Source organism: Halomonas sp. I1 (assembly GCF_032334135.1).
In the GTDB taxonomy this organism is placed as follows: Bacteria; Pseudomonadota; Gammaproteobacteria; order Pseudomonadales; family Halomonadaceae; genus Halomonas.
The window spans coordinates 1-19,419 of the sequence record NZ_JAVXUS010000004.1 but is presented as its reverse complement, the minus strand read 5'-3'; the positions used below and the strand labels follow the sequence as shown (position 1 = coordinate 19,419).

The 19,419-nt window shown below is 64.2% G+C and carries 13 protein-coding genes; 2 read left to right on the top strand and 11 right to left on the bottom strand.

The annotated features are described in order from the left end of the window. Window positions 1-23 precede the first annotated feature (23 nt). The 9 genes from RSO41_RS07215 to pilM form a co-directional block, all read right to left on the bottom strand. Complete coding sequence (locus RSO41_RS07215) at window positions 24-1,442, bottom strand: FAD-dependent oxidoreductase (RefSeq protein ID WP_315618411.1); 1,419 nt, start codon at window positions 1,440-1,442, stop codon at window positions 24-26. Between the two features lie 49 nt (window positions 1,443-1,491). After that, the gene (gene gltB, locus RSO41_RS07210; RefSeq protein WP_315618410.1) at window positions 1,492-5,940 is read right to left on the bottom strand and encodes a glutamate synthase large subunit; all 4,449 of its coding nucleotides are present in this window, start codon (window positions 5,938-5,940) and stop codon (window positions 1,492-1,494) included. A 425-nt stretch (window positions 5,941-6,365) separates the two neighbouring features. After that, window positions 6,366-7,490: a 3-dehydroquinate synthase gene (gene aroB / locus RSO41_RS07205; RefSeq protein ID WP_315618409.1), complete on the bottom strand. Its 1,125-nt coding sequence runs from the start codon at window positions 7,488-7,490 to the stop codon at window positions 6,366-6,368. A gap of 4 nt (window positions 7,491-7,494) precedes the next feature. Next, window positions 7,495-8,037, bottom strand: a complete 543-nt coding sequence (aroK, locus tag RSO41_RS07200) for a shikimate kinase AroK (protein WP_315618408.1) — start codon at window positions 8,035-8,037, stop codon at window positions 7,495-7,497. Then, entirely contained in the window at window positions 8,037-9,365 is a 1,329-nt protein-coding gene (locus RSO41_RS07195) for a type IV pilus secretin PilQ (RefSeq protein ID WP_315618407.1), read from the bottom strand. Before RSO41_RS07195 ends, aroK begins: the two co-directional genes overlap by 1 nt. A gap of 32 nt (window positions 9,366-9,397) precedes the next feature. Next, window positions 9,398-9,910: a pilus assembly protein PilP gene (locus RSO41_RS07190; protein ID WP_315618406.1), complete on the bottom strand. Its 513-nt coding sequence runs from the start codon at window positions 9,908-9,910 to the stop codon at window positions 9,398-9,400. Beyond that, the gene (locus RSO41_RS07185) at window positions 9,907-10,527 is read right to left on the bottom strand and encodes a type 4a pilus biogenesis protein PilO (protein ID WP_315618405.1); all 621 of its coding nucleotides are present in this window, start codon (window positions 10,525-10,527) and stop codon (window positions 9,907-9,909) included. The genes RSO41_RS07190 and RSO41_RS07185 overlap by 4 nt, the downstream gene beginning before the upstream one ends. Continuing rightward, window positions 10,524-11,072, bottom strand: coding sequence for a PilN domain-containing protein (locus RSO41_RS07180; RefSeq protein ID WP_315618404.1), 549 nt, complete (start codon window positions 11,070-11,072; stop codon window positions 10,524-10,526). The genes RSO41_RS07185 and RSO41_RS07180 overlap by 4 nt, the downstream gene beginning before the upstream one ends. Beyond that, a complete protein-coding gene (gene pilM, locus RSO41_RS07175) occupies window positions 11,069-12,112 on the bottom strand; it encodes a type IV pilus assembly protein PilM (RefSeq protein WP_315618403.1) in 1,044 nt (347 codons plus the stop codon). The genes RSO41_RS07180 and pilM overlap by 4 nt, the downstream gene beginning before the upstream one ends. A 245-nt stretch (window positions 12,113-12,357) precedes the next feature. Between pilM and RSO41_RS07170 the strand changes: the two genes are divergently transcribed. Further along, window positions 12,358-14,886 carry a penicillin-binding protein 1A gene (locus RSO41_RS07170; RefSeq protein WP_315618402.1) on the top strand — a complete coding sequence of 843 codons (2,529 nt, stop codon included), beginning with the start codon at window positions 12,358-12,360 and terminating at the stop codon, window positions 14,884-14,886. 156 nt (window positions 14,887-15,042) lie between these two features. Here the strand turns inward: RSO41_RS07170 and RSO41_RS07165 are convergent, their stop codons facing one another. Both RSO41_RS07165 and rpmE read right to left on the bottom strand, forming a co-directional pair. Continuing rightward, window positions 15,043-16,314 (bottom strand): malic enzyme-like NAD(P)-binding protein, encoded by a 1,272-nt coding sequence (locus RSO41_RS07165; RefSeq protein ID WP_315618401.1) that lies wholly within the window; start codon window positions 16,312-16,314, stop codon window positions 15,043-15,045. A 430-nt stretch (window positions 16,315-16,744) separates the two neighbouring features. Beyond that, entirely contained in the window at window positions 16,745-16,957 is a 213-nt protein-coding gene (gene rpmE / locus RSO41_RS07160) for a 50S ribosomal protein L31 (RefSeq protein ID WP_275289137.1), read from the bottom strand. Between the two features lie 167 nt (window positions 16,958-17,124). On the opposite strand from rpmE, the gene RSO41_RS07155 reads away from it, so the two are divergent. Further along, a complete protein-coding gene (locus tag RSO41_RS07155; RefSeq protein ID WP_315618578.1) occupies window positions 17,125-19,341 on the top strand; it encodes a primosomal protein N' in 2,217 nt (738 codons plus the stop codon). Window positions 19,342-19,419: the final 78 nt, after the last annotated feature.

Sequence of the window (19,419 nt, the reverse complement as noted above, 5' to 3'; positions counted from 1 at the left end):
GGAGAGGACTCCAAGGCCGCGGCTTACACGTCCAGGTAGTCGAGAATCCCTTCGCCAGCCTGTCGTCCTTCGAACACGGCGGTCACCACCAGGTCCGAACCGCGCACCATGTCGCCACCGGCAAAGATCTTTTCGTTGGTGGTCTGGAAGGCATAGGCACCCTCTTCGGGCGCCTTGACCCGCCCTCTCTCGTCGAGCTCGATGCCGACAGTCTCGAACCAGGGCGCCGGGCTCGGCTGGAAACCGAAGGCGATGACCACCGCATCGGCGGGTACCACTTCTTCAGAACCGGGTACGACCTCGGGACGCTGACGACCATTCTCGTCGGGTTCACCGAGACGCGTCCGCACGACCTTGATGCCCTCGACCCGGTCCTCGCCGACCACCGCCACCGGCTGACGGTTGAACAGGAAGTCCACGCCTTCTTCACGCGCATTGGCGACCTCCTTGCGCGAACCGGGCATGTTCTCCTCATCGCGGCGGTAGGCACAGGTCACGGAAGCGGCACTCTGGCGGGTGGCGGTGCGATTGCAGTCCATGGCGGTGTCGCCACCGCCCAGTACCACGACCTTCTGGCCTTCGAGGGAAACATAGTCCGTCGGGTCCGTCTCGAACCCCAGGCAGTGATTGACGTTGGCGACCAGGTAGTCGAGCGCCTTGTGCACGCCCGGCAGGTCCTCGCCGGGGAAACCGCCCTCCATGTACTTGTAGGTGCCCATGCCGAGAAAAACGGCGTCGTACTGCTCGAGCAGCTCGTCGAAGGGCATGTCTCGACCCACGTCGACGCCCAGGCGAAACTCCACGCCCATCTCCTCGAATACCGCGCGACGACGCTCCATCACGGTCTTCTCGAGCTTGAACTCGGGAATACCGAAGGTCAGCAGCCCGCCGATCTCCGGATACTTGTCGAACACCACCGGCTTGACGCCGTTGCGCACCAGGATATCGGCGCAACCGAGCCCCGCCGGGCCAGCACCGATGATCGCCACCTTCTTGTCGGTCCAGGTGACCCTGGACATGTCCGGACGCCACCCCATGGCGAAGGCGGTGTCGGTGATGTACTTCTCCACCGAACCGATGGTCACCGCACCGAAGCCATCATTGAGGGTACAGTCACCCTCGCAGAGCCGGTCCTGGGGGCATACCCGGCCACACACCTCGGGCAGCGAGTTGGTGCGATGAGACATCTCGGCCGCTTCCAGGATGTTGCCCTCGCTGACCAGTTGCAGCCAGTTGGGAATGTAGTTGTGAACCGGGCACTTCCACTCGCAGTAGGGGTTGCCGCAGTGCAGGCAGCGATGCGCCTGCGACGCTGCGTCCTGGGGCTTGAAGGGCTCGTAGATCTCGGCGAACTGTTTCGCTCGGGTACGAGCCGGCTTCTTCTCGGGGTCCTGGCGACCCACATCGATGAACTGAAAGTCGTTGCTCAGACGGTTGGCCATGTTATGTGCTCCTCTCTGCGGGCTGACTCGGGACGACGACGCGACACATTCATTCCGGCTGACGCCTGGATTGGGCCAGCAGGCTGGCGAGGCTCGCCGCCTTGGGCTTGACCAGCCAGAAGTGGCGAATGAAGTCGCTGAAGTCCTCAAGGATGTCGCGGCCGCGCTGCGAACCGGTGTGTTCGACATACTCCTCGATGATCTCCCGCAGGTGTCGTCGATGGGCCTCCATGGCCTCGGTATTGACGCGGTGGATCTCCACCAACTCATGGTTGTACTTGTCGACGAAGGTGCGGTCCTCGTCCAGCACATAAGCGAAGCCGCCGGTCATGCCGGCCCCGAAATTGACACCGGTCTTGCCGAGTACCGCGACCAGGCCGCCGGTCATGTACTCGCAGCAATGATCGCCAGCACCCTCGATCACCGCATGGGCGCCAGAGTTGCGCACCCCGAAGCGCTCGCCGGCGGTGCCGGCGGCGAACAGCTTGCCGCCGGTGGCGCCGTACAGGCAGGTGTTGCCGATGATCGCCGTCCTGTGGCTCTCGAAACGACTCTCCCGCGGCGGCACGATCACGACTCTGCCGCCGTTCATGCCCTTGCCGACATAATCGTTGGCATCCCCCTCCAGGTAGAGTTCGAGGCCTCGGGCATTCCAGACCCCGAAGCTCTGCCCGGCCACACCACGGAAGCGCGCGGTCACCGGGGCATCCTCGAGGCCCGCCTCGCCGTATCGCTTGGCGATGGCACCGGAGGCCAGGGCGCCCACGCTTCGATCGCAGTTGGTGATGGAAAATGCGAACTCTCCGCCGGACTTGTCCTCGATGGCCGCCTTCAGCGCCTCGAGCACCTCCTGGTTCTTGGCGCCCGGGTCATGGGGCACATTGCGATCGACACGACAGAACTGCGGCGCCTCGGCCGGCACGAAGTCGTTGGTCATCAGCGGCGACAGATCCAGCCGGCGTTGCGACGGCGTCACGCCCTCGATCGCCTCGAGCAGGTCGGTGCGACCGATCAGGTCGGTAAGCCGGCTCACGCCCAGCATCGCCATCAACTCGCGCACTTCCTCGGCGATGAAACGGAAGTAGTGCTTGACCATGTCGACGGTGCCACGGAAGTGCTCGTCCCGCAGATACTGGTGCTGGGTCGCCACGCCGGTGGCGCAGTTGTTGAGATGGCAGATACGCAGGTACTTGCACCCCAGCGCGACCATCGGTGCGGTGCCGAAACCGAAGCTCTCGGCGCCGAGGATCGCCGCCTTGATGACGTCGAGCCCGGTCTTGAGACCGCCGTCGGTCTGCAGGCGGATCTTGTCGCGCAGGCCATTGATCCGCAGCGCCTGATGCACTTCGGGAAGCCCCAGCTCCCAAGGGCTGCCGGCATGCTTGATGGACGTCAGCGGGCTCGCCGCGGTGCCGCCGTCATAGCCGGAGACGGTGATCAGGTCAGCATAAGCCTTGGCCACACCGGTGGCGATGGTGCCGATGCCGGGCTCGGAGACCAGCTTCACCGAGACCTGGGCGTCCGGGTTGACCTGCTTGAGATCGAAGATCAGCTGAGCCAGGTCCTCGATGGAATAGATGTCATGGTGCGGCGGCGGCGAGATCAGCGTCACGCCGGGCACCGAGTAGCGCAACCGAGCGATCAGTTCATTGACCTTGCCGCCGGGCAGCTGGCCGCCCTCGCCTGGCTTGGCGCCCTGGGCCACCTTGATCTGCAGTACCTCGGCATTGGCTAGATAGGCCGGCGTGACGCCGAAACGCCCGGAGGCGATCTGCTTGATCTTGGAGCTCCGGATGGTGCCGTAGCGAGCCGGATCCTCGCCGCCCTCACCGGAATTGGAGCGCCCTCCGGTCTCGTTCATGGCCTGGGCCAAGGCCTCGTGGGCCTCCGGGCTCAGGGCGCCCAGCGACATGCCGGCACTGTCGAAACGTGGCAGCAGGTCCTCGACGGGCTCCACGTCTTCCAGCGCCAACGGCGTTTCGGCGGGCTTGAGTCGCAGCAGGTCACGGATGGTGGCCGGGTCGCGCTCATTGACCAGGGACGCGAACTTCTTCCACTTGGTGTAATCGCCCTCCTGCACCGCCTCCTGCAGGGACTTGACCACATCCGGGTTGTAGGCGTGGTACTCGTGGCCATGCACGTACTTCATCAGGCCGCCCTGAGAAATACCCTTGCGCGGTTTCCAGGCATCCTTGGCCAGCAGTTCCTGCTGCAACTGCAGCTCGGAGAAGCCGGTGCCCTCGATACGCGAGGCCATACCGGTGAAGCACATGTCCATGACCTCGGAGGACAGGCCCACGGCCTCGAACAGCTGGGAACCACGATAGGAAGCCAGTGTCGAGATCCCCATCTTCGAGAGGATCTTGAACAGCCCCTTCTGCAGGCCCTTGCGGTAATTCTCGCGGGCATCGGCCGGGTTGCCGACCAGCTCGCCGGTACGGTGCATGTCGGCCATGACCTGATAAGCCAGCCAGGGATAGACCGCGGTGGCCCCCACGCCGAACAGCACCGCCATCTGGTGAGCATCCCGGGCATAGCCGGTCTCGACGATCAGATTGACGCGAGGGCGCAGGGCCAGGCGCCCCAGGTGATGGTGCACCGCTCCCACGGCCAGGGCCGCATGGATTGGTAGTTGCCCCTTTGCCAGGTCGGCGTCGGAGAGCACCAGCAGCACCGTGTCACCCCGGGCGGCCTGCTCGGCCTCGGCACACAACGCCTGCAGCGCTCCCTTGAGCCCCGTCGTCTCGGGATCATAACCCAGCGACAGTGTGCGGCTGGCGAAGGCCGGATCCTCATGGGTGACCAGAGCCGTGAACTTGCGAGGCGACAGCACCGGGGTGGTCAGGATCAAGCGATGCGCATGTTCCGGCGTCGCCTGAAAGACATTGAGCTCGGCGCCGATGCAGCTCTCCAGCGACATCACGATCGATTCGCGCAGCGGGTCGATGGCCGGGTTGGTGACCTGGGCAAACTTCTGGCGGAAGTAGTCGGTCAACAGCCGCTGCTTGCCGGACAACACCGCCATGGGGGTGTCATCCCCCATGGACCCCACCCCCTCCTGGCCACTTTCGGCCAGGGGGCGAAATACCTGGTCGCGTTCCTCGAAACTGATCTGGAACATCTTCTGCTGCACGGCCAGGGCATCGGCATCCATGTTCTGGAAGCGCGCCAGCTCGGTGAGCGCCGATTCCAGATAATTGGCCTCCTGCTTGAGCCAGCGCTTGTAGGGATAGGCCGACTTGAGTCGCGAGTCGATGTCTTCGGTATGCAGCACCTCGCCGGTCTTGGTGTCCACGGCCAGGATCTGGCCGGGGCCGACGCGGCCCTTGGCCACCACGTCCTCGGGCTTGTAGTCGTAGGTACCGATCTCGGAGGCCAGGGTGATATAGCCGTTCTTGGTGATCACCCAGCGCGCCGGGCGCAGACCATTGCGGTCGAGCATGCAGACCGCCTGGCGGCCATCGGTCATGACCACGCCGGCCGGGCCGTCCCAGGGCTCCACATGCATGGAGTTGTATTCATAGAAGGCACGCAGGTCGCCATCCATGATCTCGACGTTCTGCCAGGCCGGCGGCACCATCATGCGCACCGCGCGATGCAGATCCATGCCGCCGGTGAGCAGCACCTCGAGCATGTTGTCCATGCTCGAGGAGTCGGAGCCGGTGGTATTGACGATCTCGTCGAGTTCGGCGATGTCGGGCAGCCTGTCGCTCGCGAAGTTTTCCTTGCGCGAGTTCGCCCAGCCACGGTTGGCCTGGATGGTGTTGATCTCGCCATTGTGGGCCAGCAGCCGAAATGGCTGAGCCAGCGGCCAGCGCGGCGCCGTGTTGGTCGAGAAGCGCTGATGGAAGACGCAGATGGCCGTCTCCAGGCGGGTATCGCCCAGATCGTGATAGAAGGCGGGCAGGTCCACCGGCATCACCAGGCCCTTGTAGGACACCACCTCGGGCGATAACGAACAGACATAGAAGTCCTCGTCGTCGCACAGGGCCTGTTCGGCGCGGCGACGCGCCATGAACAGCTCCACATCGAAGGTGTCCGAGGCCGTCTCGCCAGGTTCGACGAACAGCTGACGGATACGCGGCAGACAGTCCAGCGCCATGGGGCCACAGACGCTGGGGTCCACCGGCACCTCGCGCCAGCCCAGCACCTTGAGGCCGCGTGCCTCGAGTTCGCGTTCGAGGGTCTCACGCCCCCGCGCCTCCCGGGTGTCGTCGTCGGGCAGAAAAATGGAGCCGACCGCGAAACGCTCGCCGAGCTCCACACCGAGCGCCTCATGGGCCATCTCGCGCATGAAGGACTCGGGCATTTTCAGCAACAGGCCGCAGCCGTCGCCGGTCTTGCCATCGGCGGCGATGCCGCCACGGTGCGTCATGCAGGTCAGCGACTCGATGGCGGTCTTCAGCAAGTCGTGGCTGGCCTGTCCCTCCATGTGGGCGATCAGGCCGAACCCACAGTTGTCACGGAATTCGTCGGGCTGGTGGAGACCTCGGTTCATGGACGTGCCTCAGCTACGAAGTATGTTTTATTTGCAGATATTATGTGTTATATTTATATGTTTTTTCTTTTTACACAGAGCCCCTGTTCGGGGCTCTCAACTGCACGGCAAAAGGCCGATCAGAATAGCCAGCCCCCACTCTCGACGCAACGCCCCTCGTCTCTTCCACCCCCTGTTTTCTCCGGCAAATCCGTGACTTGCACAACCATTCAATAAAAAAACCCTACCAACTCAACGGCTTGCAAAGTGCTTGAGAGTCACTCCAGGCCTCGACACCAATAATAAGACTTTAGTCGCAAAAGCGCTCACCACCCCATGCCGATATGGCATATGGCATGCGAATTAATGCAAGTCGAGCCCCCATGACGACGACGCCCGCGGCAAATGCGCGGGCGTCGTCGTTGGCACTCGGCTCCTGTCCTCTGCTATTGCCGGGGAAAATTCTCCAACAGCTCCCCCAACATCTCGGGGGGCGTCTCGTCATGAATGCAGGCATCACCGAGACGACGCAACAGAATCAGGCGCAACCGCTCGTCCAGATTCTTCTTGTCCAGACGCATCAGCGACAGGAAGTCCGCCTCGCCCATGCCGGCCGGTGCCGCCAGCGGCAACGATGCGGCCTCGAGGATCGCACGGACCCTGGTCACGTCATCCTCCTCGAGCCAGCCCAGCCGATGCGACAACTCGGCGGCCATCAGCATGCCGGCTCCCACGGCTTCGCCATGCAGCCAATGCCCATATCCCTGGTGAGCCTCGATGGCGTGACCGAAGGTGTGCCCTAGATTGAGCAGTGCCCTCACTCCCTGCTCGGTCTCATCCTCGGCCACGATCTCGGCCTTGAGACTGCAACTGCGCTCGATGGCAGGCGTCAGGGCATCGACCTCAAGACGCCGCAATGCCGGCATCCGTGCCTCCAGCCAGGACAGGAAGGCGTCATCTCGAATCAGACCATACTTGATCACTTCGGCCAGCCCGGCAGACAGCTCGCGAGGCGGCAGGCTCGCCAGGGTATCCGTGTCGATCAGCACCGCCCGGGGCTGCCAGAAGGCCCCGATCATGTTCTTGCCGCGCGGGTGATTGACCCCCGTCTTGCCACCGACCGAAGAATCCACCTGGGCCAGCAGCGTCGTGGGTATCTGGATGAAGGCGACACCGCGCTGATAACTGGCGGCAGCATAGCCGACCATGTCGCCGATCACCCCGCCCCCCAGGGCGATCAGAGTACAGCGACGGTTGAATCCGGCCGCCAGCAGGGCGTCCCAGATGCGCTCGACGCTTGCCAGCGTCTTGGTCGCCTCACCATCGGGCAACACCAGCGCATGAACCTCCAGTTCGTCCGGCAACCCACGCTTGAGCGCGTCCAGATACAGCGGCGCCACGGTCTCGTTGGTCACCACCATCACCTGGCGACCGGCGAGATGAGGCATCAACCACTGGGGGTCGCCCAGCAACCCCGGACCGATGTGGATGGGGTAGCTGCGCTCGCCCAGCGCCACGCGCAGGGTACTGAGAGCATCATGGGAGGGCGGGACATCATGAGATGGCGTCATGGAATCAGGCCTTGCATTGGAGTGGATCGACCAGGCGCTCCACGCGACGCAGGATATCGCCCGCCACGGCGCGCGGCCCCCGTCGGTCGGTGCGCACGATGATATCGGATGTCGCCTGGTAGAGCGGATCGCGCAACACAAACATTTCTTCGAGCACCTGGCGGCGATCATCACGCTGCAGCAGCGGGCGATTGCGATCCTTGGCAGTGCGCCGCAGTTGCTGGCTCACGGTGGTATAGAGATAGATGACGGTACCGCTTTCGCGCAGGACCCGACGATTTTCCTCGCGCAGCACGGCCCCTCCGCCAGTGGCGATGACCACCTGCTCGCGCTCGGCCAGCTCACGAATCATCTGGGCCTCGCGATCGCGAAACCCCGACTCGCCCTCCACATCGAAGATCCAGGGAATATCGGCGCCGCAACGCGACTGGATCTCGTGATCGCTGTCGAGGAAGTCTCGTGACAGGTCGGCCGCCAGCAGGCGGCCGATGGTGCTTTTCCCGGCCCCCATGGGGCCGACCAGGATCAGATTGGGTAATGCCGGCATCAGTGAGTCGCCAGGTTGTCGTCCAGTATTCGGGGCGTGATGAATACCAACAACTCTACCTTATCGCTGCTGTTCTCGGTATAGCGAAATAGATGGCCAATCAGCGGAAGATCGCCAAGCAGAGGCGTCTTGAACAGTTGATGCACCTGCTCGGTGGTGAGAATCCCGCCCAGCACCACGGTATCACCATCATCGACCAGCACCTGGGTGGCGATCTGATTGGTATCGATGGCTGGCGCCCCACCGAAGGTTTCCTGGGCGACAGTATCGTTGTTGATCGCAAGCTCCATGATGATTCGGTCGTCGGGGGTGATCTGGGGTGTGACCTCCAGGGACAGGACCGCCTCCTTGAACTCGACATTGGTCGCACCGCTGGATGTCGCCTCCTGGTAGGGGATCTCGGTACCCTGCTTGATCAACGCGGTACCTTGATTGGCGGTGATCACCCTGGGCTGGGAAATGATTCGACTCTTGCCTTCGCTTTCCAGGGCGCGCAGCTCCAGGTCGAGCAACACATCCCCGGACAGATAGCCGAACCCGAAGGTGGTGGCCGGTGAACGAGCACTCCCCAGGTCCACGGTCAAGCCGCCACGCTCGGCCACACCGCTGGAGGCGCCACGAGCATTGAGTCCGTTCGGCGTACCACCCTCGCCGACGGACAGCCCCCAGTCGACACCCAACTCGCGCGCCACGCTGTCCCGGGCGATGACGATACGCGCCTCGATACGTACCTGTCGCACCGCCACATCGAGGCGCGCCAGCATACGCTGGACCGCGGCAATGCGCTCGGCGGTATCCTGTATCACCAGGGTGTTGGTGCGCACGTCCACGGCGACCCGACCGCGCTTCGTCAGCAGGCCCACCCCCTTCTCACCTCGCAGCATACCCGCCAGATCCGCCGCCTTGGCATACTTGATGCGCAGGTGCTCGGTCACCAATGGCGACTCGGGCATGATGTGCCCGGCTCCTGCCTCTGCACTTCCTCGCCTCGTCAGCTCCTCGACGGGCGCCACCATGATGACATTACCCCGTCGACGGCTGGCCAACCCGTGGCTTTCGAGTATCAGCGCCAGGGCCTGCTGCCAGGGCACCTCCTCGAGGTTCAGCGTCACTCGACCGGAAACACCGTCGCTGGCCACCAGGTTGAGATCGGTGACATCGGCGATGGCCGCCAGCGCGGTACGTATCGAAACATCCCGAAGGTTGAGCGAGATGGGGGGTACACCATCGTCGCCTCCCTCCTTCGCCCACACCTGACAGGCCAACACGGCCACGACCATCATGACCGGCACGACAGCGCTCACCGCGCCACTACGGGTTCTTGCCATATCCCCAGCCTCCATGCCGTGGGCGCGACGCCTCAGTCATCCAGCCTCAAGGTGACGTCACGCTCGTTCCAGCCTCCCTTGCCATCGGGGCGCCTCTCCACCAGGTGTATCGCCGTGCCAGCGACCGAGACGACGCGCCCTCGATAGGGCCTCAGATGATCACCGACCCCCACCCGACGCACACGCCCCTCCGGCGTCTTCATCAGTGCCCAGGACTTGCCAGCAATATGCAATGTCCCGACCAGGTCCAGCGTTTCGAGCGCATGTCCTTCCAGCGCTGGCCGTGCGCCGCCCCTCACCGACACCGCATTCCCTTCGATCCGACCTGCCTTTGGCACGATAAGCGAGAATGGATCGCGAGAATCGGCAAGCCGATAATCTGCCGACACTGGCCGCGACGCTGGCGACGGCTCTTCCATGGGCGGGGCAACGGCATCATCACGCCATGCCACGAGCCGTTTCTCCAGCGCTTCGAGGCCAGCGTCCTGACACCCTGCCATCAGCATCGCCAGCCACAGGGCACCGACCCGACGCCGGCCCATCATTCACCCCGCTCCCCGGCACTCGGCGGGCGAGCGCTGTACGCCCGGGCCTGCACCGACAGCTGCAACCGCCCCTCGGCCTTCACCAGCCGAACGTCATGCAGGGTCACCAGGCGTGGGAGATCGGCGACATCAGCGATGAACCCACCCAGCCGGTGATAGGGGCCGGTCACGCGAACCGACACTGGGTGAACGATGACGAAACGCGCTGGATCAACGACTTCAAGCCGTATCGCCTCGATGCTCAACTGGTGCTCGAGGGCCGCCGAGCCAATGTCGTCGATCAGCGACGCCATGTCGGCCCTCTCTGGAAAGGCTGTCGCCAGGCCGGCCAGATGCCGCTCGAGTACCATCACGCGTTCACGCACCCCCGGAAGGCGCGCGGCTCGTTCGACGTCATCACGATAACGCTCCAGCAACGCCGCCTCCTCGAGCTTGGCATCCTCCAGAGCCCTGGCGGTCGGCAATGCCAGATACATGTAAGTCACGGCAGACAGCACGACAACCAGCACGCCACAGCACAACCATTGCAGACCGAGGGGCCACCGGTCGGCGTCGCGGACATCCAGTTCGCGCCAGTCCAGCTGCATCAGCCGATGCCGGACCGATTGCCACCTCACGATGCCCCCTCTCTCTGGCCGGCCAGCACCACGCTCAATCGGAAATGCCACCCTTCCGGCAAGGGCTCCACTTCCGACAGCGACGGCGCTTCGAAGATGGGTGACGCCTCCAGCGCCTGCAACTGCGCGGCGATGCGCCGATGACTGTCGGCCGAACCACTCAACGCCAATAATCTCTCTCGCTGCTCGAGGGTCGAATAGTGCACCCCCTCCACCAGCGTGGCCACCAATCCATGGAAGGTCCTCAGGGTGTCGGTACGACTGTCGAGACGCTTGCGCAGTGCGGCCAGGCGCTGTTCGAGCTCGGTCATTCGCTCCTGTTGTCGCTCGAGCGCCAGAACAGCGGGCTCCAGCGCCTCGACATGGCGCTCGATGAGCGCATGGCGACGCTGCTGCGCATCCATCCGGGCCGCGTAATGACGATCCACGACACACCCCGTCGCCACACCGATCAACAGGGCACACAGCAGCATGACGCGCCAGCGTCGACGCCGCCTCTCGCGCCGCGTCTCGCGCCAGGGCAGCAGGTTGATCTCGACACTCATGCCACCCCTCGCATCGCCAGTCCGAAGGCGACCATCATGTCCGGGGCATCCGCCACCAGCGCCCGAACATCGACGCGCGAATCCGTTTTCAGGCCACGCAACGGGTTGATGACCGTCACTCGCATGCCGACCTTCTCCGCCAGGTGCCCCGCTAGCCCCGGCACGACGCTGGCCTTCCCCACCAGGGACATGTGCCTTACCTCAGGGCGACGCCCCGCGGTGTTATAAAGCTGCAGGGCTCGACCGAACTGCACTGCCAGGGATTCGACAAGGGGTTCCAGCACGCGGCAACGATACGCTTCCGGCGGGGTATTGCCGTGCGGGTCATGCCCTGCCTCGGGTGTACCGAGCCCGGAAGGGGCGTGACCCAGGGCAATGTCATGGCGGTAGGTAATGCGCCCACGATGCAAGATATAGAGCGTTCCGGTGTCGCCCCCGATATCCATCAACGCCACGCCTTCTCCCTCTTCCGTGGGGAAGGCAGCAGGACAGGCACCAGGAGCCGCCATCGCCCGCTCCACGGCGAAGGTGTCGACATCCACGACCATCGGCGTCAGGCCTGCACGGCTCAACAGCTCGGCACGCTGGGCGACGGCATGGCGACGACAGGCGACCAGCAGCACCGACTGCTGCCCGGCATCATCGACAAGCGGTCCACGAGACTGGAAATCGAAGGCGACTTCACCGAACGGAAAGGGGATGTGCTTGTCGGACTCGAGTTGAAGACGGGACTCGATGTCATCCTCGTCCAACGAGGCGGGAAGGTTCAGGGTCTTGACGATGGACGCCTCGGCCGGCACGGCGACACAAGCCTGCTTGCCAAGGGGACAGGCACCCGCCAATGCACGCGACAGGGCGTCGACGACGGCCTCTGTATCATGGACATGACGTTCGACCACAATGCCTGGCGACAAGGGCACAACGGCGTGTCCGGATACCCGCGGCTCGCCCCCCTTGAAACGAAGCTCGATGAGCCTGACGGCTGCCGAACCGATATCGACACCGATCAATCCCTTGTCGACTGCCTTGAATCGCCACATCGCTCACACTCTCCGGTGCGCGTCATGCCGCGGGCATCCAGCGCCTCCCTGCGCCTCGTCGGTCACTACCGCAAGCCCGTTCACCTAGGTTAGATGCCAATGGCAAATTCCGCACAAAAGCACTGTCGCCACCTGTCAACGCTGGTGGTCCCTTCCCCGTCTTCCTATAATGGCCATCGCATCGCACGACCACGCTTCGCACCTCGCTACGACGTTCTCGTTCTCAGCACGGATACCGCGTTTTCATGAAGTTCCTCAGAACCCTGGTTTTTTCAGCACTCTGGCTGCTGGTTTCACTTACCGCCGCCTCGGTGCTGGCCGTGGTCGGCGCGGCACTGTATTTCGCCCCGGGGCTACCGGACGTTCGCCAGTTGCAGGACTTCGAGCTGCAGACGCCGCTTCGCATCTTCACCCGCGACGGCAAACTAATCGGCGAGTTCGGCGAAGAACGGCGCATGCCGGTCGAATTCGACGATATTCCCCAGGACATGGTCCAGGCGCTGCTGGCCGCCGAGGACGCCAGCTATTTCGATCATCATGGGGTCGACCCCAAGGGACTGGCCCGGGCCGCTGTCGAACTGGTCGCCAGCGGCGGCGACATCCAGTCGGGCGGTTCGACCATCACCATGCAGGTCGCGCGAAACTACCTCTTGACCCTGGATCGCACCTACATCCGCAAGGTCCGCGAAATCCTGCTGTCACTGGAGATGGAGCAGATCCTCAGCAAGGAGGACATCTTCGAGCTCTACGTCAACAAGATCTTCCTCGGTCACCGCTCCTACGGCATCGCCGCCGCCGCCGAGGTCTACTACGACCGCCCGCTGGAGGAGCTGACCCTGGCCGAGCAGGCCATGATCGCCGGACTGCCCAAGGCTCCCTCTGCCTTCAACCCCCTGGCCAATGCCGAACGCGCCTTGATCCGCCGCAACTGGATCCTGTTCCGCATGCGAGACCTCGGCTTCATCGACCAGGACGCCTATCAGGAAGCCGTTCAAGCACCGGTCACCGCTCGGCGCCATGTCGCCAAGGCCGAAGTCCGAGCCGACTATGTCGCCGAAATGGCGCGTCAATTCGCCACTGAACGCTTCGGCGACAAGGCTTATACGGGGGGCTACCGGATCACCACGACCCTCGACAGCGAACTCCAGCCCATGGCCCGGCAGGCTCTGGCCAACGGTCTGATCGCTTACGATACCCGTCACGGCTGGCGCGGGCCCGAACAGACCGACATCCCGCGCAGCCTGGCCGAAGCCCAGGAGCGTACCGAGCGCCAGGGGCTTGAGGAAGAGCTCTCCGAATCCCCGGAAGTCATGGAAACCGCACGGCGTGCCGCCGAGCGCAGCCAGACCGAAGTGGAAGGCATAGAAGGCGATGTCAGCAACTGGTTGCAGGTGCTCGAACGCACCCCGGAGCTCGGCCCTCTGCAACCGGCCATCGTGGTCGAAAGCGAAGGGCGCGAGATGCGCGTACTGACCAGCGACCAGGAGATCAAGACCCTCGCCTGGGATGGACTCGACTGGGCCCGCCCCTATCGCAGTGCACACAGTCGCGGCGCGACACCCAACAGCGCCACCGACATTGCCACTCCTGGCTCGCTGGTCCGCATCATGCAACGCGAGGACGGCAGCTGGCGACTGTCTCAGCAGCCCGATGCCCAAGGCTCGCTGGTCGTCATGGCTCCCCGGACCGGGGCGATCCTGGCCCTGCAGGCCGGCTTCGACTTCGATGCCAGCAAATTCAACCGTGCCATCCAGGCCCGCCGCCAGTCAGGCTCCATCTTCAAGCCATTCATCTATCTGGCGGGGCTCGACAGTGGCGACGTGACCCCGGCCACCGTGATCAACGACGCGCCGGTGGTCATGAGCGACGGCAGTGACGAACTATGGCGCCCCAGCAACTCAAGCGGTGATTTTCTGGGCCCAACTCGACTCAGGGTGGGGCTGGCCCGCTCCCGCAATCTGGTCACCATTCGCCTGCTGCAATCGCTGGGGCTCGACCGCACCCTCGACTTCCTCGATGAATTCGGCTTCGACCCGGAGCGTCTGCCACATGGCCTCTCTCTCGCCCTGGGCAGTGCCAGCCTGACGCCTCTGGAGATGACGCGAGCCTATGCGACGCTCGCCAACGGCGGCTTTCGCGTCCAGCCCTGGTTCATCCAGCGCGTGACCCGCGGCGAGCACCATACCCTGGTGGACAAGGCAGACCCCAGGGTCGCCTGCCGCGATTGCACACCCGACCAGGACACCACCGAGATCGACGGTGAGACCTACCGGATCGCTCCCCGCATCGCCGATCCTGCCGCCGTCTACCTCCTGCGCGACATGCTTCGCGAAGTCGTCGAGCATGGCACCGCACGCGGCGCCCTGGCGCTGGAACGCGAGGATATCGTCGGCAAGACCGGCACCACCAACGACCAGCGGGATGCCTGGTTCGCCGGTTTCAACATGGACCTCGCCACGACCGTCTGGGTCGGCAAGGATGACAATTCACCCACCGCCGAGTATGGCTCCCAGGCCGCTTTGCCGATCTGGGTGGACTTCATGGGACAGGCGCTCGAGGGCCGCCCGGAGCGACTGCCCGAACGCCCCGAGGATATCGTCGAACGGCGCGTGGATCCCGACTCCGGTCGTCTCCTGCGTGACGACCAGGGCGGGGGGATCCAGGAACTGTTTCGTGCCGACCACCTGCCCGACTACCAGCCACGCCGCGTGGATCAGGAAGTCGAGCAGGAAAGCGGTTCGCAGGGCAGCGGTACTTATGAAGCGATTTTCTGACCCATCAGCGACGGGAGGCGGCGAATCCGCCGCTTCCCGTCGCTGACGAACGGGATGACCTGAACCCCTTCGCCGAGCTGTGACGGGAAACCATGACAATGACGCCGGCCCGAGGGCCGGCGTCATTGTCATGGTACGTCGAGCAGAGTGGCGGCGTCAGCCGCCATAGACGTCATCCACGGTCTGAAGTGGATAGTGCGAAGGATAGGGCCGACGCGCCACGCCCGAATCCACTGCCGCCTGGGCGACCGCCGAGGAAACGCGCTCGAGGAGACGAACGTCGATCGGCGTGGGAATGATATAGTCGCGGCCAAAGCTCATGGCGTCCTTCTCGTAGGCCTCCAGCACCACCTGGGGCACAGGCTCGCGGGCCAGATCCTTGAGCGCATGGACCGCCGCCACCTTCATTTCCTCGTTGATACGCGTCGCCCGCACATCCAGGGCACCCCGGAAGATAAAGGGAAACCCCAGTACATTATTGACCTGATTGGGGTAGTCCGAACGCCCTGTGGCCATGATCACATCCGGGCGTACCTCCCGCGCCAGATCCGGATGAATCTCCGGATCGGGGTTGGTGCAAGCGAAGACCACAGGATTGTCCGCCATCCGGCGTATGTGCTCCTCGGTCATCAAACCAGGACCGGAAAGCCCGACAAAGACATCGGCGCCCTCGATGGCGTCACCCAGGGTCCGCTTGTCGGTATCGACGGCGAACATCGCCTTGTACTGGTTGAGGTCCTCGCGGCCGCTGTGGATCACGCCCTTGCGATCCAACATCACCAGGTTCTCGGAACGCGCCCCACAGGCTACCAGCAATTTCATGCAGGCAATCGCTGCCGCGCCGGCTCCCAGGCAGACGATCTTCGCACTTTCCAGCGACTTGCCGGCAATATCCAGCGCATTGAGCATGCCCGCTGCCGTGACGATGGCGGTGCCATGCTGATCGTCGTGGAACACCGGGATGTTGCACCGCTCGATCAGGGCGCGCTCGATCTCGAAACACTCCGGCGCCTTGATATCCTCGAGGTTGATCCCTCCCCAGCTGTCGGCGATACGTGCCACGGTATCGATGAAGGCCTGAGGACTCTCGGCATCGACCTCGACATCGGTGGAATTGATGCCGGCAAAGCGCTTGAACAGCACCCCCTTGCCTTCCATGACCGGCTTGCTGGCCAGGGGGCCGAGATTGCCCAGGCCGAGGATGGCGCTACCATCGGAAATGACAGCAACCAGATTGCCCTTGCCGGTATAGAGATAGGCATTTTCCGGGTCCTGCGCGATCTCGCGAACCGGCTCGGCCACACCCGGGCTATAAGCCAGGGCGAGGTCTCGGGCAGTGGCGGTAGGCTTGGTCAGCTCCACCGACAGCTTTCCGGGAATGGGTTTCGCGTGATAGTCCAGCGCCGCCTGTCTCTTCGCGTCTGTCATGCTGAGGATCCGATCTGCGATTCAATAAGATACTCAGATTATAGAAAAAACTTCCATTTCTCAACTTAATGAAACTAGGCAATTTTTCACGGCAATTCAGCGATGATGGCATGTATTTACTGCAACTTATATCAAGTCGCCCATGCATAACGCATCCATTATTGCTGCATCGCAACTCATCGAGATGATGCCTTATTAACCCGGCAAGCTTTTATGTCGGGCTAATCGCGGCACAGGGACGTGCCGCCGCCGGCCGTCAGGCCGGCGCGAGCCCGCGCCACACCAGAAGATCCACGCATCTGCGCCAGCGTGGTGCGGGCGACAATCACATAGATCAGGACGATCTATGTGATGGCCAGGTTAATAAAAAAGAACCCGCCTCCAGGGCGGGTTCCTCTCGTCTCTTCGGCACGCGGCCGTGAGGCATTGCTCAGCGCTTGAGAGCAGCACCGAAGCGCTTGTTGAAGCGCTCGACACGACCACCGGTGGTGGCCTGCTTCTGCTTGCCTGTATAGAAGGGATGGCACTGAGAGCAGACGTCCAGGTACAGCTCCTGGTCGGCGGTAGAGCCCACGTCGAAAGTGGCGCCGCAGGAACAGGTCGCGCTGACCGTCTTGTAATTCGGGTGGATACCTTGTTTCATCTTGAGCCTCGCAAAGCTGTATGCCGCCACCTGATCTTCTGCCAGGCACCGCATACGGTTTATCGGAACGTGCAAACCGGCTGCCCGCGCCATCGCAGGGTGACGCGGCGGCGGAGCATTCTAGCAGAGCCGGCACCGGAGGCCAATTGTCCGTTTCTCCCCGCCCCATGCCCCGTGTACTGGGGGTCGCCATCCCCTCGCCCCTGCGACGACTGTTCGACTATCGCCCCGCAGGCCCGGCCCCGTCGGACGGCTGGCAACCGGGCTTGCGAGTACGCGTCCCCTTCGGGCGCCGCCAGGTAGTGGGCGTGGTCATCGAATGCCGCGATGAAAGCGAACTCCCGCTGGCCGACCTCAAGCCGATCGACGCCCGTCTGGACGAGACTCCCCTGCCCGACGACTGGTTATGGCTGTGCCGCTTCACCGCCCGCTACTACCAGCACGCCACCGGCGATACCCTGCACCATGCCATGCCCGCCCTGCTGCGCCAGGGCCGCGCCCTGACAGCACGCACTCGGGAACGCTGGGCCGTCACGCCGACGGGACGCGCCGACACCCCGCCGGGGCTCGAGCGCGCCCCACGCCAGGCCGCTCTGCTGGCCATGCTCCGCCAGCATCCGCACGGTCTGGTTACTCAGGCCGTGCTGGCCCAATCCTTCACCCGCGAGCAGCTCAAGGCGCTGGTCAACAAGGGGCTCATCGCACGTCACGAAGAACCCGTGACCGGCGGCGGCCCGCCGAAGGGCCCCTCACTGGCCGAGCCTGCCCTGCCCTTGAATGGCGAACAGGCCGCTGCCATGGGGGCACTCCATGAAGGGCTGGACACCTTCCACCCCTGCCTGCTGCATGGCGTCACGGGCAGCGGCAAGACCGAAGTCTATCTGCAACTGATCGAGGCGGTCATCGGCCGGCAGCGCCAGGCCCTGATCCTGGTCCCCGAAATCGGCTTGACGCCCCAGACGCTGGAACGCTTCCGCAAGCGTTTCCAGGTGCCGATAGTGTCGCTGCATTCCGGCCTCACCGATCATGAACGCCTGGATGCCTGGGAGGCCGCCGCCAACGGCCGAGCTCCCATCGTCATCGGCACCCGCTCGGCGATCTTCACGCCCCTGGCCCGACCCGGCGCGATCATCGTCGACGAGGAGCATGACGGCTCCTTCAAACAGCAGGAAGGACTGCGTTACCACGCCCGGGACCTGGCCGTCATCCGGGCCCATCGCCACGGCATCCCGGTCGTCCTCGGCAGCGCCACGCCCTCGCTGGAATCATTGCATCGCGCCCGGGTCGGCGACTACCGCCACCTGCGCCTGACCCGCCGAGCCAGCCGTCATGCCCCGGCCCGGCTGGAACTGGTCGATCTACGTGGCCGCCCTCGCCGGGGAGGGCTGATTGCCCCCGTCATCGACGCCATCTCGACGACATTGAGCGCCGGGCACCAGGTCCTGGTCTTCATCAACCGTCGCGGCTTCGCCCCCACTCTGGCCTGCCACGCCTGCGGCTGGCTGGCCGAGTGCAACCACTGCGATGCGCACATGACCCTGCATCGCCAGCCGGCGCTGCTGGCCTGCCACCACTGCGATCATCGCCGCGGCCTGCCCGACGCTTGCCCCGATTGCGGCAGCGCCGACCTGCGCCCCCTGGGCAGCGGAACGGAACGCACCGAAGAAACCCTGGCGGAGCGCTTTCCCGACACACCGGTGCACCGTATCGACCGCGACAGTACCCGGCGACGCGACGCTCTGGAACGTACGCTCGGAGAAGTGCGCCGGGGCGATCCCTGCCTGCTGGTGGGCACCCAGATGCTGGCCAAGGGCCACCACCTGCCACACGTCAACCTGGTCGTCGTGGTCAACGCCGATGCCGGCCTCTATGCCAGCGACTTTCGTGCTCTGGAGCACAGCTCCCAGCTCCTGGAACAGGTCGCCGGCCGCGCCGGCCGCGCTTCCCATCCCGGGCGCGTGCTGGTACAGACCCTGCACCCCGATGACCCCAACCTCCGGCTCCTGGCGGCTCAAGGCTACGACGCCCTGGCCGAGCAACTACTCGAGGAAAGACGCGCCGCCAGCCTGCCCCCCTTCCGCTTTCTGGCACTATTGCGCCTGGAGAGCCCACGCGAGCACGACGTCAGCGCACTCGGCGACCGCGCCGCCGACGCCACCCGACAGCATATCGAACAACGCGGCCTGGACGTCGACTGCCTCGGTCCCGTCCCCGCCCCCATGGAACGCCGCCAGAACCGCTACCACATGCAGATCATGCTCGGCGCCGACAGACGCAGTCGTCTTCACGAAGCCGGCGCCTGGCTCATCGCCTGGCTGGAAGCCGAACCCGCCGCACGGCGTGTACGCTGGTCGCTGGATATCGACCCGCAGACCCTCGCCTGAAAGCCGTAAGCCGTAAGCCGTAAGCCGTAAGCCGTAAGCCGTAAGCCGTAAGCCGTAAGCCGTAAGCCGTAAGCCGTA